We start from the raw sequence: 15,332 nt of genomic DNA on the forward strand, positions 1-15,332 counted from the left end.
AACGCCCCGTTTTTTATTTCAACCTCTCTATTCTCAGTCTGGCGACTTGCCGTTCAGGGTTGCCCACATAAACTCGCTGACCAGCGCGCTGTGGAACGCAGCCTGTTTCTTGTCTGCGGCGGCGCTATGCCCGCCCTCGGTATTCTCATAGAAATAGGCCTGCTGATAACCCATTTGCTGCATGCGCGCCGCCATTTTGCGGGCGTGCGACGGATTGACGCGATCGTCGCTGGTGGCGGTGTAAAACAGCACCGGCGGGTAAGGCACATCCGCTTTGATATTGTGATAAGGCGAGAAGGTTTTGATGTACGCCCATTCCTCCGCTTTGGCCGGATCGCCATATTCGGCAATCCAGGAAGCGCCGGCGGAAAGCTGGGTATAACGCAACATGTCCAGCAACGGCACCTCACAAACGATACAGCCGAACAGCTGCGGGTACAGCGTCAACATGTTACCCACCAGCAGCCCGCCGTTACTGCCGCCACGCGCGCCCAAATGCTGTGACGATGTCACTTTTCGCGCAATCAGATCCTGCGCCACGGCGGCAAAATCCTCATAGGCACGATGGCGGTTCTGTTTAAGCGCCGCCTGGTGCCAGGCCGGCCCATATTCCCCGCCGCCGCGGATATTCGCCACCACATACACCCCACCGCGCTCCAGCCAGGCAGGAGCCTTGCTGCCCATGTAACCCGGCAGCAGCGACACTTCAAAACCGCCATAGCCGTACAGCAGCGTTGGGTTGCTGCCGTCCAGCTTGATATCTTTGGCCGAAATCTGGAAATACGGCACGCGGGTGCCGTCGCGGGAGGCGACAAAATGCTGGCTGACCTGATAACCGCCGGCGTCAAAGTCCTGCGGCCCCTGCTTGAGCAGCTCGGCCTCGCCACCGTCGAGATTCCCCAGGTACAGCGAAGTCGGCTGCAGGAACCCGCCAATGGTCAGAAAATAATCGTTGGTTTCATCGTCAATCCCGCCGGCGGAAATCGTGCTGATGGCGCCCGGCTTGCCGAGCGGCCTGCGCTGCCAGCTTTTCCCCTGCGGCGTCAGCACTTCCAGTCGGTTCACCACGTTGTCCATGATGCTGAGGATCAGGTGGTCGCGCGTACCGCTATAACCGCTTAGCGCCGCCTGCGCGGTCGGCGTGAATAACACCGTCAGTTCGCGTTTTCCCGCCAGATAATCATCGAAATGCGCCGCCAGCAGCGAACCTGAAGGATAGCGCGTCCCCCCCACGTCCCAGTCGCTGCTCGGTTTGATCAATAGCCATTCACGGTGCGTGCTGAACTCGGCATCAGCGGGGATATCAATTTTGATTTGCCGATCCTGCTCGCCCAGCACAAAGGTTTCACGGCGATAGAAATCCAGGCTACGACCCACGTAGCTACGCTCAAACCCCGGAGTGTGGTCATGGTAAGCAAACACCGTCATGTCCTGCGGTTGCGCCTCATACAGCGTCTGGGCGGCGCTCAGCGGCGTGCCGCGCCGCCAACGTTTGGCGATGCGCGCATAACCGGATTGGGTCATCGAACCTGCGCCAAAGTCGGTGGCGACAAACAGCGTATCCTTATCAATCCACGATGCCTGGCTTTTCGCCACCGGCAGCACAAAACCGTTTTTCACAAACGCTTTGCTGACCAGATCGAATTCGCGTATTTCTGTGGCGTCGCCCCCGTCCGGCGACAGCTCCAGCAGGCAATAACGATACTCCGGCGGTAACGGCACGGAACCCTGGAACACCCAGTCTTTGCCTTCCGCCTTGCCGAGCGCATCGATATCCAGCACCGTTTCCCAGACCGGGTTGGCCTTGCGGTATTCCTGCAGCGTGGTGCGCCGCCATAGCCCGCGCGGATTGGTTTGATCCTGCCAGAAGTTGTAGTAGTAATCGCCGCGCTTGGCGACCCACGGAATTTGGCTGTCCTTGTTCAGGATATCCAGCACCTGTTTTTCCACCTGTTGGAAGCCTTTGCCTTGGGCAAAACGCGCAGCGGTACGCTGGTTTTCCTGCTTCACCCATGCCTGCGCGGCCTTGCCCTGCAGCGCTTCCAGCCACAGGAACTCATCGGTGGCGCTGGCGCCGCCCTCCGCCGCCATCGCCAGGCGGACACTGTTCGGTAATGAAGTCATCGCGAATACGGCTCCTGCAGTTTGTGCACTGAGTTTAATAAACTGGCGTCGATTGCTAACCGGCAAAATCATGTTCTCCTTCCTGGATAAATAAGACTCATTTTCAACAAGGTAGATCGTTGACGCAGCGGAGTCAAAGCCTGCGCCCGTGCCGTTGAGTCAAAATTTAGGATAGTGGATCAGATCGTGAATGCGCACCGTCTCCTGGCTGGCGTTGCGGTAAGCATGTGGCCGATCGGCCTGAAAACGCATTGCCTCGCCGCTGGCCAGGCTGTACCACTGACCGTCGACCGCCAGTTCCAACTGGCCGCTGATGACGATCACATGTTCGATGACGCCCGGTTCGTGCGCCGACGATTCGCTGAGCGCTCCCGGCGCCAGGTCGATAACGAACATGTCGAAACCCAATTGCCTGTCGAACGGAAACAGCGGCACCACCCGCATATCGGCGTTGTACTGGTTGAACACCGGCGCATCGCCATAACGGTGCAAGGTAGCCTGCTCTTGCAGCGGCGAGATCTCCAAAAAAGCGGAAAACGCCACGTTAAAACCGGTGGCTATTTTCCACAGCGTCGCCACCGTTGGGCTGGATTCGCCGCGTTCTATCTGCCCCAGCATCGCCTTGCTGACGCCGGTATTCTCAGCCGCCTGAGCCAGGCTCCAGCCGCGCTGCGCACGCAGCGATTTCAATGTTTGCGCCAGATGGCCGGACAGTTCCTGCATGATTCCCCCGTTCTGAATTCCGGCTGATTATAGCCACTTGTGCGCTATAACGCACGATGCTATGCTCATTCATCGCCGTGCGTTATAACGTACAATTATAGCCGGAGTCTGCCATGCACCCAGCCATCTCTTTGCGTCATTTGACCCTGCCCGCCGTTATGGCCGGGTTTGTCGCGGTATTGGTGGGTTACACCAGTTCCGCGGCCATTATCTTTCAGGCCGCGGCGGCAGCCGGTGCTGCGCCAGTACAGATCGGCGGCTGGCTGAGCATGCTGGGGCTGGGAATGGGCGTGACCTCGCTTGGGCTTTCGTTGTATTACCGCACACCGATCCTGACAGCCTGGTCGACTCCCGGCGCGGCTCTGCTGGTCACCAGCCTGCCCGGCACACCGATCAACGAAGCGATTGGCGTGTTTATCTTCGCCTCCGGGTTGATCCTGCTGTGCGGCGTCACCGGGCTGTTCGCCCGGCTGATGGACTATATTCCGCAGGCAATTTCGGCGGCCATGCTGGCGGGGATCCTGCTGCGCTTCGGCCTGGACGCTTTTGCTTCGTTACAAGTAAATTTCGTGCTCAGCGCCGGGATGGGGTTGATGTATCTGGTGAGCCGCCGCTATCTGGCGCGTTATGCGATTGTGCTGACGCTGCTGGTGGGGCTGGCTATTGCGGCGTTGCAGGGGACTATTCATCTTTCTCAGCAACCGCTGGCTTTCGCGGTGCCGGAATTTATTGCACCGCATTTTACCTGGTCGACGCTGCTTGGCATCGGCGTGCCGTTTTTTGTGGTGACCATGGCATCGCAAAACGCCCCCGGCATCGCTACGCTGAAGGCCGCAGGCTATCGCGTCCCTACTTCGCCGTTGATCAGCTGGACGGCACTGACCGCACTGCTGCTGGCACCGTTCGGCGGGTTCTCCGTTTGCATCGCCGCCATTACCGCCGCCATTTGCATGGGGCCGGACGTGCACCCCGACCCTCAGCGCCGTTATATGGGCGCCGTGGCCGCCGGGGTGTTTTATCTGCTCGCCGGGCTGTTCGGCGGCGCTATCGGCATGTTGTTCAGTGCGTTGCCGCCGGCGCTGATCCACACCATTGCCGGGCTGGCGCTGCTCGGCACTATCGCCGGCAGTTTGCAACGCGCGTTGCAGGATGAAAAACAGCGCGATGCCGCTCTGATCGCCTTTCTGATCACCGCTTCCGGCGTGACGCTGCTCGGCGTCGGCTCTGCATTTTGGGGAATTATTGGCGGGGCGATCGCGCATCTCATTTTGTCTCTGCCACGGCGAACAATAGATTAATCCAGGCGTAATTCTTTTCCGCTTCAGCGATCTTCTGCTTAACTGTCAAAGGGGCGATTATTGCCCCTTTGACAGTTAAGGGAGCGTCTATGCCATCTTCCGAGCTGATTGATCTGATTCAACGTATCGACTCCGCCTATCGCCACTGGACAGGCGTCGGCCTGCCTGGGCCACAGGCCACTGCTCCCGACCCGCATTTTCTCTGGTGGCACCATCAGGCACCGTACAACCTGTTGGCTCATGAGGGTGACGTGGAGCCGGTTTTTATCTACGCCAATCATTGTGCGCAGCAGTGTTTCGGTTATTCCTTCGATGAATTTATTGCGCTGCCTTCGCGATTGAGCGCCTCGCCGGTAGATCGCGCGGAACGCCAGCAATTGCTGGATAGAACCGCCCGCCAAGGCATCGCACAGGGATATCGAGGCCTGCAAGTCGATGAATTTGGCAACGCCTTCTCTATTTATGATTGCGCATATGGCAGATCCCGGGCGGGGGTCAGGGCGCACTGTTTTGGCCGCAGCCGAAACGCCAACCAGGCTGGTTTAACCAACGGGAGAACCTGAACAATGCAAAACGATAGCCGCTGGGCGCTGGTTGACGCCTATATCGTCGACAGCCTGGTAGAACAGGATGAAGTGTTATTGCAGACGTTAGTTGCCAATAACGCTGCGGGGTTGCCTGAGCACGACGTAGCACCGAACCAGGGTAAGCTGTTGCATTTGTTTGCTCGCATGATCAATGCCAGGCGCATTCTGGAGATTGGCACCCTTGGCGGTTACAGTACTATCTGGCTGGCGCGAGCCTTACCGCCGGGCGGTTCACTGGTCACACTGGAAGCTGACGAGCACCATGCCGGCATTGCCAGAAAAAATATCGCTAGCGCCGGACTCAGCTCACAAGTTGAGCTACGGGTCGGTCCCGCCATTAGCAGCCTACCGGAGCTGCAGGCAGAGGATCCTTTCGATTTGATCTTTATCGATGCTGACAAGCCTAACAATCCCCCTTATCTGCACTGGGCACTGGCGCTATCTCGCCCCGGTACGGTGATCATCGGTGACAACGTGGTGCGCGATGGCGCGGTGATCGACGCGGCTAGCAAAGACGGTCGAGTTCAGGGCGTACGGCGTTTCTTTGACATGATGGCGAATGAGCCGCGCCTGAACGCCACCGCACTGCAAACCGTAGGCAGCAAAGGCTGGGATGGCTTTTCCATCGCCATCGTTAATTATTAAGTGACATTGTAACGAGAGGCTTTATGAATGATAACGCCGCGCTGTTAGCCCAGCGACTGATCCGCAATCTTGAAGAAGTCGAAAAAACGCACGATCGCCGTCCGCCGTTATATGACAGCGTCGGCGCCCGTTTAGGCACCGGCACCGCCGCCAGCAAACTGGGAGCGTCCATCGACGTGGTGGCGCCAGGCATGCGTTCCTGCCCTTATCATTTTCACTATGCGCAGGAAGAAATGTTTATCGTGCTGGAGGGAACCGGAACGCTGCGGGTCGCCGGTGAGCAATTGCCGATCAAAAGCGGCGACGTTATTTTTATCCCACCCGGCCCGGAATACCCGCACCAAATCATCAACACTTCGGCGGTACCGCTGAAATATCTTTCCGTCAGCACCCGTGAGCAGCCTGAACTGGTGGAATATCCGGACTCCGGCAAGTTTCAGGCAATCGCCCAGCGCGAGAATGGCCAACCGGTACGCTATCTGCAACGTCCTTCAGCGTCGCTCGATTATTGGGAGGGTGAACCCTGAGTCCCCCTCCGGCAGCGGCAGGCCCAGCGCGCGTGCAGCCTGCTCCGCTACCCGAAAATCGATATCCGCCGCTTCGCCGTCTTCCATAAACCAGGCTGCGGACAGCCCCGCCCAGGCAAGGATCCATTGCAGCAAACGCTGACGTTCCAAGCCAGCCAATTGGCAGACCTGCTCCACGCGGCGCTGGAAAATATCCGGATCGGTGGCAATGCCGTAATTGGGGTTGCAGAAGATATTGGCATAGTCGAAGGCGCGTTCGCCGTAGAGGCGTTTGGGATCGATCACCAGCCAACCGCGCTCACCGAAATCCAGCACGTTGTCGTGGTGAATATCCCCGTGCAGCACGCTCTGTTCTCGCGGGCTGGTCAGCAGCTCCGCCGCCGCCGTGGCGCTGAGCCGCAGCATGCCGCCGTGGGCTTGCGCCGCCGGCCACAACGAGTTGAACCACAGGTGCAACGGAATAAGCTCCGGTAAGGGCTGCGAACGTGGCGCATGCAGGCGGGCAACCACTTGGCAAAGAATGGTCGTCGCCTGCCGATCGTCGCCGTCTCGCACCATTTGCGCCAGCGATCGGTTGCCCTGAGCACGCTCCAGCAGGATGCCGTCCTCGTGCCAGGCCAGCACTTGCGCAGCGCCTTCGCCCTGCCACCAGCACATCAGCAACCCGCCGAACTTCTCTTCCTGTTCGCGGGCGATTTTCAGCATGGCGGCAACGCCCTGATACCGCACCGGCATCAGCAGGCTGCTGTGAGTTTCAAATGCTTTGCCGTCAGGTTCCAGCTGCCAACGTTGCACATAGGGAATAAAGGCCGGATTCATTGCGGTCAGGCGTCCTTATTGATGGCAATCACGGTGAAAAATTGGCACCGGTGATACTATTAGAAATCAACAGTTCTCGGCGTATTCCCGGTGTTAATTGCAGTATCCTAACCAAGTTTGCCTGTTTTTTTAATTAATCTTGCGGGGTTTTTATCATGACGTCATTGAAGCGCATTAATTATCCGCAGTTACCTACGCCGGGCGGGCCTTATGTCCACGCGGTGCGCCACGTCGATACGCTGTATGTCTCCGGACTAACGGCCTTCGCCACCGAAGCTCAGGGGCAAACGGCGCAGCAACAGACGCAGGCCATTCTGGAGCAGTTGGCGACCATCACCGCCGCCGAAGGCACCAATCTCAAAGCGCTGATTAAAATCACCGTGTTTTTAACTGACATTGGCGATCTGCAGGCAATTCGGCCCGTGCTGTTTGATTATTTTGATGGTGCGCTGCCGGCCTGTTCACTGGTCGCGGTCAACGCACTGTTCTCGCCACAGGCATGCGTGGAGATCGAAGCCATCGTGGCGCTGTGAGATTGGGCGCTATAATGCGCCCTCATCCAGCTCGCACGGGCCGGCTTTGAACCAGGCCTTCGCGATCTTGCCCTGTTCAACTTCATAAATGGCGATCACGTCCATTTTGCCGCGTCCCTGCGGGAAATTGCGCGTAACCACTTCCTGATCGATCACCATGCTGCCCAAGGCCATGCGCTTGACCCGTTCACCGTACAGGCTTGGCTCCTTGAAACGCGCAATATGGCGCTCGCGGATCTCCGCCTTGCCACTGGCCAGCAGCGTATCCGGATGTTCATAATACTGCGCATCCTCCGCCCAGTACGCCATAAAGGCGTCAATATCGCGGGCGTTATAGGCATCAAGCTGCTGCTGAACCACATCTTCCGGGCGTATCGTTTTGTTGTTCATACTATCCCCTGCTCGTAGTTAACCTGACAATTACAGCGTGGCGATTTCATCAACCCGATGATGAAAGACATAAGGATCTGAAATTAAAGCGAAGGCTTCATCGTCCGGATAAGTGACCGCTACCTGATAATCCTCGCCGGCGAAACGTTTTATCGCCGCCAGAGACTCCCAGTAGGTGGCCAGAAAGAAGTGCGCATACTGGCCCTGGACCTCTTGGCGAACAAAAGCACCAAGATTTCCAGCCGTAGCTTCAGCATGCTGCAGCCCTGTGACAGTTAAATGATCGGTAAATCCTTGTTGATGCCGTAACGGCACGCACCCGTGCCAGGTCCTGACAATCATTGCGCCCCCAAATGAATAAAAAAACACAAATAGTGAATAGATAACGTATCATGCTTTGGGGTTTATTCACTACCCCGTGCGCAAATTTTCAGCGGAGGAATGCCGGCGGGAAAAACAGCGGCGCGGCGTGCGTTAACCTTTGCCGCCATCAGGAATATTCTGGTAATTTATCGCTAAGAGAATTATCACCCGCGGAAAGTTATGCAGCAAAAACCGGTTATGCACGAAGCCAGACAGTTAAAGCGCCTCAACGCGGCCACGCGGCGGCAATCCCATATGTACAAATGGATTGCCTTTGTCGCGGCGATGGATGCTGTATTGGTGTTTTACTATGACCGCGATATGCGCAACATTACCTTTTCAGGCGCCGTCGCGCTGGTGTGCGGCTATTTGTGGATCCGCGATCGCAACAAGGCGCGCGGCTACCGGCGGGAATACGATCGTAAATACGGCAAGCACAGTGGCCTTTAGTCTTGCATGGCTTCCAGCACTTTTGCGCTGTCCACGATTTGCGTGAACTTGACGATTTTCCCCTCGCGCAGCTGATAAATATGCGCAAAGGATGCAGTGAATGATTTGCCGGTCGCGCCATAGGTGCCATGATAGAACCCTTGGGCGATCACGTTTTCACCGGCATCGTAGAAGTGTTCGACGTCGGCGCGGTAGCCCTGCCATTCTGTCCCTAAACGCTGATGAACATTTTTAAAAATGGCCTGCGGCCCAACGTAGGTACCGGCATAAGGAAAGCCTGCCGCTTCGGTCCATTCTGCCTCGGGCGCCAACGCCGCCAGCAGGTTACGACCGTTCACTTCGGCACTGCCACCCTCATAGGTAGCGCGTACAATTTCCAGATTCGTTGGCATGTCTGTTCTCCTGTGGCATTAGCGGGATATTCCGGCCATGCCCCGCAGACACAGGCTAACACCAGGCGGGGATGACCGGAATGAGGCTATTGTAGGTTGCTTATTCCGGTACAAAAACCGTAATTACGGCAATAGTCTATTGCAATACAGTAAACAATTCTGTTACTGCGGTGTCATAACCGCCTCATCTGCGGCTGCTATGATGATTAACAATCACCGCCACCAAGGAGCAAAACGTGCATTTTCCACTGCTGCCACAGGAATTGCTGCGGCCTTTCTCACCCCATCAGGAATTGGCGCAGGCGCTATTACCGCTGACCCTCGATTCCGACGATGGCTCGCATGACGTTGCCCACTTGCACCGTGTATGGAAAAACGCCCGCCAGATCAGCATTCAGGAAGGCGGCGACCGGCGCATTCTGTGTGCGGCAGTGCTGTTGCATGACTGCGTCGCGGTAGAAAAGAACTCGCCGCAGCGCCACCTGGCCTCACGCATGGCGGCGGAGAAAGCCGCTCTGACGCTCGCGCAACTGGATTGGGAAACGCAGGACATCGCCAAAACGGTCCATGCCATCGAAGCGCACAGCTTTTCTGCCGCCATTACACCGGAAACCCTGGAGGCGAAAATCATCCAGGATGCCGACCGTTTGGACGCCATCGGCATGATTGGCGTGGCGCGCTGTTTCTACATCGGCGGGCGTATGCGCAGCGCGCTGTACGATGCCGCCGATCCACTGGCGCAACAGCGCCAATATGACGATAAGCGTTTCACGCTGGATCACTTCGAAACCAAACTGTTTAAGCTGCAGGAAGGCTTTCAGACCGCGGCCGGTCGACAAATGGCACAGGAGCGCACCGAGCGCATGCGTCGCTTCCTCAGCGAGTTGCTGGAAGAAATGTGAAAATCGCTGTTAATGCCCCAAATGCATCGATTCCGTTACGCTACCGGCATCTTCGCCGCAATAATTGCTGTACACTGACAACCATCTTCACTGACCAGGCTGCAACGATGAAAAAACTGACGCTGAAAGACATGACGGAAAGCGAGCAACGTGAAGTAAAAACCGAGCTGGACAAGGCGCGTAAAAACCTCGGCCGGGAACTGACGAATGCCGAGAACAACAAGACCAAGGATGAAGTCGTGGCACGCATCATGGCCGCCCGCGAGAAAATTGAAAAAGCGACGCGTGCCGAACGTAAAGCCAACCGGGTCAAACCCAGCGGCGAAACCTTCAGTTGGTCCGCTTCAATCAGCACCCGCCCACCGCGTTAATGCCGTACGAAAACCCCGCCAGCGCGGGGTTTTTTATTGCCCCCGATTCATTAGCCAAACTCATCAGCCCATTCAAATCATGAATAACAATGTTATCAAGAAGTTGTAAATTGACAGCATAATGAAGAATATTCATTATCGGCGGATATCCTCTGGCATTTTCTCATCTGGCTTATCTGTCGTTTGCACTGAAGGAACTTATTATGGCTTCATTTTCCGGTATTTGGGTTGCGCTGGTTACCCCATTCAATAATAACGCCGTCGATCTGCCTGCGGTTAAACGGCTGGCGCAATACCTGATCGCCTCCGGCGTCTCCGGGTTGGTGGTCTGCGGCACCACCGGTGAAGCGGCGGCGTTAAGCAATGAAGAACAGTTGGCGGTGCTCGACGCAGTGCTGGACGTCGTGCCGGCCAGCCAGGTGGTGATGGGGTTATCGGGCAATAACATGCTGGACACCCTGCAGATGCAACAGGAGATCCAACTGCGCGATATCGCCGGGGTGCTGATCCCCGCACCCTATTACATCCGCCCATCGCAATGCGGCCTGGTGGATTACTTCACCCAACTTGCCGATGCCTCGAGCGTGCCGGTGATCCTGTACAATATCCCGCAACGCACCGGCATCGTGATGGAACTACAAACTATCAGGAAGATCGCACGCCATCCGCAGGTGAAGGCGATCAAGGACTGCGGCGGTAACCCGGACACAACTATGGCGCTGATTGACGACGGCGAGATCGACGTCATGACCGGCGAAGATAACCTGATCCTCACCACCCTGTGCCTGGGCGGTACCGGTGCGATTTCCGCCTCCGCGCACATTTATCCGCAGCGCTTTGTGCAACTGGTGCAGCAAGTCGCCGACGGCGATCTGGCTGCGGCGCGTGCGAACTTCTATGCGCTGTTGCCGATGATCCACCAGATGTTCAGTTTCCCCAACCCGGCGCCGGTCAAAGCCGCTCTTGCTCAACAGGGCCTGATCCGCAACGAGCTGCGTTCGCCGATGCAAATCGTACCACAGCCGTTGCAACAGCAAATTGCCGTGACTCTGGCGCAGTTACAACCGGAAGAGGCGCTGATTAGCTAAATATGTCAGCTAACCCGCTGTAATTTTAGCGTTATGGAACTAAGATCAGAGGTTAAGCATGCCTGTCATTCATCACAATCAAGGAGCTTCCGATGAAACTGTTCTATAAAGCCGGTGCCTGTTCTCTGTCCCCACATATTGTGTTGCGCGAGGCAGGTCTGGATTTTACGGCGGAAAAGGTCGATCTGGCGCAGAAAAAGACCGAAAGCGGCGCAGACTACCTGGCGATCACACCCAAAGGACAGGTACCGGCGCTGCTGCTGGATGATGGCAGTCTGCTGACCGAGGGCGTGGCGATTGTGCAATATTTGGCGGATCGCGTGCCTGATCGTAACCTGATCCCGGCGGCAGGTACGCTGTCGCGCTATCATGCCATAGAGTGGCTGAACTATATTGCGACCGAATTGCACAAAGGATTTAGCCCGCTGTTTAATCCAAAAACGCCGTATGAATACAAGAACATCGCACGCGCCAAACTGGAGCAGCAGTTCAGCTATTTGGACTCCGTGCTGGCGAAGCAGCATTTCCTGTTGGGAAACCGATTCAGCGTGGCGGACGCCTATCTGTTTACCGTTCTGCGTTGGGCCATTGCCCTGCAGTTTGATCTCAAAAAACACCCCCAGTTGGCGGCGTATTTTGATCGCGTAGCTGCGCGGCCAGCGGTGGATGCGGCGTTGAACGCCGAAGGTTTGAAATAATCCCAAGCCCCGGCTGCACAGCCGGGGCTACAGAACTTACAGTTTCACCGCTTTGAATTCGCAGTTCGGTTGCACGATGCGGTCTTGCGCCGCCACTACCTGCAGTTCGTACTCGCCCATTGCCTGGGTTGTCAGCATCACCTCATATACCGCTGCGGTCACATGCTCCAATGCTTTATCCAGCGCCACAGCTTTCAGTAAATTGACCAGCAACAGACCGCTGGTCAGATCGCCCACGCCTACTGGCTGACGAACGCCAAAATCCACCAGCGGACGACTGATATGCCAGGCTTCATCCGCCGTGACCAACAGCATTTCGAAACAGTCGATATGATAGCCGGCGCGGCTCAGGTGTTTGACCAGTACCAGCTTCGGCCCTTTGGCGATCAGTTCACGTGCTGCGCTTACCGCCTGCCCGACGTCAGTCACTTCCCGCTGGCTCAGCAATTCCAGTTCCAGCAGGTTTGGCGCAATCATGTCGCTGCAGTGTAGCGCCTGTTGGCAAAAAAACTCCGCCACGCCCGGCGCAACGATGCAGCCTTTCTCAGGATGCCCCATCACCGGATCGCAGAAATACCAGGCGCCCGGATTAGCCTGTTTGACCTGACGAACCACCTCGAGAATATGGCTGCCCTGCTCCGGCGAACCGATATAGCCGCTCAGCACCGCATTGCAGTTTTTCAGTTGATCGATGGCCGCAATCCCCTGAGCGATCTCCGTCAGGTGGCTGGCCGGCATCACGCAGCCCGTCCATTTGCCGTACTGGGTATGATTTGAAAACTGCACCGTGTTCAGCGGCCAGACGTTAACGCCCATACGGCGCATGGGGAATTCAGCCGCACTGTTGCCCGCGTGCCCAAACACCACATGCGATTGAATAGAGAGAATGTTTTTCATCAACACTGACGGTCCTGTCACCTTAAAAAATAAAGGGGCCTCGAAAGGCCCCTCATTGAAATTTAATTATTTCCAGTCGATCAGGCAGTAATGTTTTTTACCCCGGCGCAACAGCGTGTAACGGCCAAACAGACGATCGGCGTCGCTGAACGCGTATTCGGCGTTGGACTGTTTCTCACCGTTGATGGTCACCGCGTTGGAACCGATCATGGTGCGCGCCTGGCCACGTGACGGTACCAGTTCAGCATTCACCAACGCCTGCTGCAGATCCGCATCGCCATCCAGTTTGATGGTTGGCATGCCGTCTTGCGCCAACTGGGCGAAGTCCGCTTCGGTCATCTCATGCAACGCACCGGAGAACAGGCTCTGGGTGATGCGCTTGGCCGCAGCCAGCCCTTCCGCGCCATGTACCATGCCGGTCACTTCTTCCGCCAGCACATACTGGGCACGCGGCGCTTTGCCGCTGTTCTTGTCTTCTTCTTCCAGCGCGTTGATGTCTTCCAGGCTCATGAAGGTGAAGAACTTCAGGAAACGGTAAACGTCGGCGTCGGCGGTGTTGATCCAGAACTGGTAGAACTTGTATGGGCTGGTTTTTTCCGGTGCCAACCACACGGCGCCGCCTTCGGTTTTACCGAATTTGGTGCCATCCGCTTTGGTGATCAACGGAACCGTCAGGCCGAACACCTGTTTCTGGTGCATGCGGCGAGTCAGATCGATACCGGACGTGATGTTGCCCCACTGGTCGGAACCGCCAATCTGCAGTTCCACCTGATGGCGGTTGTACAACTCGGAGAAGTCGAAACCCTGCAGCAGGTTATAGGAGAACTCGGTGAAGGAAATGCCCGAGTCGTCGCGGTTCAAACGTTGCTTCACCGCTTCCTTGTTGATCATCTGGTTCACGGAGAAATGCTTGCCGATGTCACGCAGGAAGGTCAGCACGTTCATGCCGCCGAACCAGTCATAGTTGTTGGCGGCGATGGCGCTGTTGCTGCCGCAGTCGAAATCGAGGAACGGGGAAACCTGTTTGCGGATCTTTTCCACCCACTCATTCACCGTCTCGGCGGTATTCAGCTTGCGCTCAGCCGCTTTGAAGCTCGGATCGCCGATCAGACCGGTCGCGCCGCCTACCAGCGCGACCGGCTTGTGACCGGCCAACTGGAAGCGCTTCAGGCACAACAGAGGAACCAGATGGCCCAAATGCAAGCTGTCAGCGGTCGGATCGAAACCGCAATACAGTGCAATTGGCCCTTGCGCCAGTCGCTCTGCTAACGCTTCCTCATCCGTAACCTGGGCAACGAGGCCCCGCTCTTGCAGTTGTTTAATCAAGTTGCTGCTTGCCATCAATGACTCCATGTATAAACGAATGCACCTTTGTCGGTACACGACCTTCCGCCCACTGGCGAAATATAAAATCGGGGTAGCGCATAGAATAAAGCGCCGGCGGCATCAGTGCCAGCGCTTAAGGGGGATTTTCAGTCTTCAGGGCGCCAGTCGGTCAATTTTCCAGTCATTCCCATCGCGCTGATACAAAAAGCGGTCATGCAGGCGGTGTTCGCCGCCCTGCCAGAACTCGACAGAATCGAAATTAACGCGGAATCCGCCCCAGAAACTCGGCAACGGCACTTCGCCCTGCTGGAATTTTTGCTTCAGTTCGAGGAATTTGCTCTCCAGTACGCCGCGTGCGGAAATACGCGATGACTGCTGCGATACCCAGGCGCCGATTTGGCTGTCTTTCGGCCGACTGGTGAAGTACTTCATGACTTCCAGCGTGGACAGACGTTCCGCCTTGCCAAGGAAAATCACCTGGCGATCGAGCATATGCCACGGAAACAGCAGGCTGATGTGCGGGTTTTGCGCCAACTGCTGCGCCTTGCGGCTGCCGAGGTTGGTATAAAAGACCAGCCCTTTGTCGTCAACATGCTTGAGCAGCACGATACGTTGATAGGGCTGCCCATTTTCATCCACCGTAGCCACACACATGGCGGTAGGATCGGCCAGACGCGCCTCGCAGGCCTGTTTCAGCCAGCGTTCGAACAATTCCAGCGGATTAGCGGTCAGATCGTTGCGGCGCAGGCCGCCACGGGTGTATTCACGGCGCAGGTCCGCAACATCAAACTCATTATTTTCAATCATCTGGTTTATCAACCAACCGAAAAAATCGTCGTTACATTCTGCGCCTGCAGCGCCAGAATCTCAATCGTTCTGACGCCGCCGCCGGCCGATCAGTTAGCCAGTACGCAGTCGCTCATAATCACCTTGTCATTACGTTCGACATAGGCGTTTTGGCCCTTCGACCAGAAACTGTACTTACCGTCGCTGTATTTCGTACCGGACATAACCAGCACCTGTTTCAGCTTCAGTTGCTCGCCATCCATCAGAAAGTTGGCCGTACTTTCCTTACCGTCCACCGACACCGTCAACGGCGTGGTGCCGCACTGGTAATGCAGAGTCTGGCTGCTTTGCGGCAACACGTAGCTGCAACCCGCCAATGCCAGTGCGCCCGCGGCAGTAATCATTTTTTTCAT

General features: G+C 56.6%; 20 protein-coding genes. 10 read left to right on the forward strand and 10 right to left on the reverse strand.

The window, feature by feature from the left end; all coding sequences use genetic code 11:
- Positions 1–33: 33 nt before the first annotated feature.
- Positions 34–2,124 (reverse strand): prolyl oligopeptidase family serine peptidase, encoded by a 2,091-nt coding sequence (locus SPL01S_RS03225; protein ID WP_063197603.1) that lies wholly within the window; start codon positions 2,122–2,124, stop codon positions 34–36.
- Positions 2,125–2,283: 159 nt separating this feature from the next.
- Entirely contained in the window at positions 2,284–2,847 is a 564-nt protein-coding gene (locus SPL01S_RS03230) for a helix-turn-helix domain-containing protein (protein ID WP_004943852.1), read from the reverse strand.
- 113 nt (positions 2,848–2,960) lie between these two features.
- Here SPL01S_RS03230 and SPL01S_RS03235 point away from each other — a divergent pair, with 113 nt between their 5' ends.
- The 4 genes from SPL01S_RS03235 to SPL01S_RS03250 all read left to right on the forward strand — a co-directional run bounded on the left by SPL01S_RS03235 (position 2,961) and on the right by SPL01S_RS03250 (position 5,904).
- The gene (locus tag SPL01S_RS03235; protein WP_020438938.1) at positions 2,961–4,145 is read left to right on the forward strand and encodes a benzoate/H(+) symporter BenE family transporter; all 1,185 of its coding nucleotides are present in this window, start codon (positions 2,961–2,963) and stop codon (positions 4,143–4,145) included.
- 89 nt (positions 4,146–4,234) lie between these two features.
- On the forward strand, positions 4,235–4,708 hold the full coding sequence (locus SPL01S_RS03240) for an MEKHLA domain-containing protein (RefSeq protein WP_232246010.1): 474 nt from the start codon (positions 4,235–4,237) through the stop codon (positions 4,706–4,708).
- Positions 4,709–4,711: 3 nt separating this feature from the next.
- Positions 4,712–5,377, forward strand: coding sequence for an O-methyltransferase (locus SPL01S_RS03245; RefSeq protein ID WP_063197569.1), 666 nt, complete (start codon positions 4,712–4,714; stop codon positions 5,375–5,377).
- 23 nt (positions 5,378–5,400) lie between these two features.
- Complete coding sequence (locus SPL01S_RS03250; RefSeq protein WP_020438936.1) at positions 5,401–5,904, forward strand: cupin domain-containing protein; 504 nt, start codon at positions 5,401–5,403, stop codon at positions 5,902–5,904.
- Here SPL01S_RS03250 and SPL01S_RS03255 read toward each other — a convergent pair.
- Positions 5,869–6,723 carry an aminoglycoside phosphotransferase family protein gene (locus tag SPL01S_RS03255; RefSeq protein WP_063197571.1) on the reverse strand — a complete coding sequence of 285 codons (855 nt, stop codon included), beginning with the start codon at positions 6,721–6,723 and terminating at the stop codon, positions 5,869–5,871. The two genes, SPL01S_RS03250 and SPL01S_RS03255, sit on opposite strands and share 36 nt — an antisense overlap.
- A 155-nt stretch (positions 6,724–6,878) precedes the next feature.
- Between SPL01S_RS03255 and SPL01S_RS03260 the strand changes: the two genes are divergently transcribed.
- On the forward strand, positions 6,879–7,256 hold the full coding sequence (locus SPL01S_RS03260; protein ID WP_020438935.1) for a RidA family protein: 378 nt from the start codon (positions 6,879–6,881) through the stop codon (positions 7,254–7,256).
- A 9-nt stretch (positions 7,257–7,265) separates the two neighbouring features.
- On the opposite strand, the gene SPL01S_RS03265 is transcribed toward SPL01S_RS03260, so the two are convergent.
- Complete coding sequence (locus tag SPL01S_RS03265; protein ID WP_063197573.1) at positions 7,266–7,646, reverse strand: nuclear transport factor 2 family protein; 381 nt, start codon at positions 7,644–7,646, stop codon at positions 7,266–7,268.
- A gap of 30 nt (positions 7,647–7,676) precedes the next feature.
- Positions 7,677–7,988 (reverse strand): hypothetical protein, encoded by a 312-nt coding sequence (locus SPL01S_RS03270; RefSeq protein ID WP_020438933.1) that lies wholly within the window; start codon positions 7,986–7,988, stop codon positions 7,677–7,679.
- Positions 7,989–8,189: 201 nt separating this feature from the next.
- Here SPL01S_RS03270 and SPL01S_RS03275 point away from each other — a divergent pair, with 201 nt between their 5' ends.
- Complete coding sequence (locus SPL01S_RS03275; protein WP_063197575.1) at positions 8,190–8,459, forward strand: hypothetical protein; 270 nt, start codon at positions 8,190–8,192, stop codon at positions 8,457–8,459.
- On the opposite strand, the gene SPL01S_RS03280 is transcribed toward SPL01S_RS03275, so the two are convergent.
- Positions 8,456–8,851, reverse strand: coding sequence for a nuclear transport factor 2 family protein (locus tag SPL01S_RS03280; RefSeq protein ID WP_004943831.1), 396 nt, complete (start codon positions 8,849–8,851; stop codon positions 8,456–8,458). The two genes, SPL01S_RS03275 and SPL01S_RS03280, sit on opposite strands and share 4 nt — an antisense overlap.
- A 236-nt stretch (positions 8,852–9,087) precedes the next feature.
- On the opposite strand from SPL01S_RS03280, the gene SPL01S_RS03285 reads away from it, so the two are divergent.
- The 4 genes from SPL01S_RS03285 (at position 9,088) to gstA (ending at position 11,910) form a co-directional block, all read left to right on the forward strand.
- A complete protein-coding gene (locus tag SPL01S_RS03285) occupies positions 9,088–9,753 on the forward strand; it encodes an HD domain-containing protein (protein ID WP_020438931.1) in 666 nt (221 codons plus the stop codon).
- Positions 9,754–9,860: 107 nt separating this feature from the next.
- Positions 9,861–10,124, forward strand: coding sequence for a YjbD family protein (locus SPL01S_RS03290; RefSeq protein WP_006324956.1), 264 nt, complete (start codon positions 9,861–9,863; stop codon positions 10,122–10,124).
- Positions 10,125–10,327: 203 nt separating this feature from the next.
- On the forward strand, positions 10,328–11,212 hold the full coding sequence (gene dapA, locus SPL01S_RS03295) for a 4-hydroxy-tetrahydrodipicolinate synthase (protein ID WP_020438930.1): 885 nt from the start codon (positions 10,328–10,330) through the stop codon (positions 11,210–11,212).
- Positions 11,213–11,304: 92 nt separating this feature from the next.
- Complete coding sequence (gene gstA, locus SPL01S_RS03300; protein ID WP_063197577.1) at positions 11,305–11,910, forward strand: glutathione transferase GstA; 606 nt, start codon at positions 11,305–11,307, stop codon at positions 11,908–11,910.
- A gap of 36 nt (positions 11,911–11,946) precedes the next feature.
- Here the strand turns inward: gstA and pdxY are convergent, their stop codons facing one another.
- The 4 genes from pdxY to SPL01S_RS03320 all read right to left on the reverse strand — a co-directional run bounded on the left by pdxY (position 11,947) and on the right by SPL01S_RS03320 (position 15,332).
- Entirely contained in the window at positions 11,947–12,807 is an 861-nt protein-coding gene (gene pdxY, locus SPL01S_RS03305) for a pyridoxal kinase PdxY (RefSeq protein ID WP_063197579.1), read from the reverse strand.
- Positions 12,808–12,873: 66 nt separating this feature from the next.
- The gene (gene tyrS, locus SPL01S_RS03310; RefSeq protein ID WP_020438927.1) at positions 12,874–14,148 is read right to left on the reverse strand and encodes a tyrosine--tRNA ligase; all 1,275 of its coding nucleotides are present in this window, start codon (positions 14,146–14,148) and stop codon (positions 12,874–12,876) included.
- Positions 14,149–14,286: 138 nt separating this feature from the next.
- Positions 14,287–14,940 (reverse strand): pyridoxamine 5'-phosphate oxidase, encoded by a 654-nt coding sequence (gene pdxH / locus SPL01S_RS03315; protein WP_062870663.1) that lies wholly within the window; start codon positions 14,938–14,940, stop codon positions 14,287–14,289.
- An 89-nt stretch (positions 14,941–15,029) separates the two neighbouring features.
- Entirely contained in the window at positions 15,030–15,332 is a 303-nt protein-coding gene (locus SPL01S_RS03320) for an MliC family protein (RefSeq protein WP_063197581.1), read from the reverse strand.

This window comes from Serratia plymuthica NBRC 102599 (assembly GCF_001590925.1).
GTDB lineage: Bacteria > Pseudomonadota > Gammaproteobacteria > Enterobacterales > Enterobacteriaceae > Serratia > Serratia plymuthica.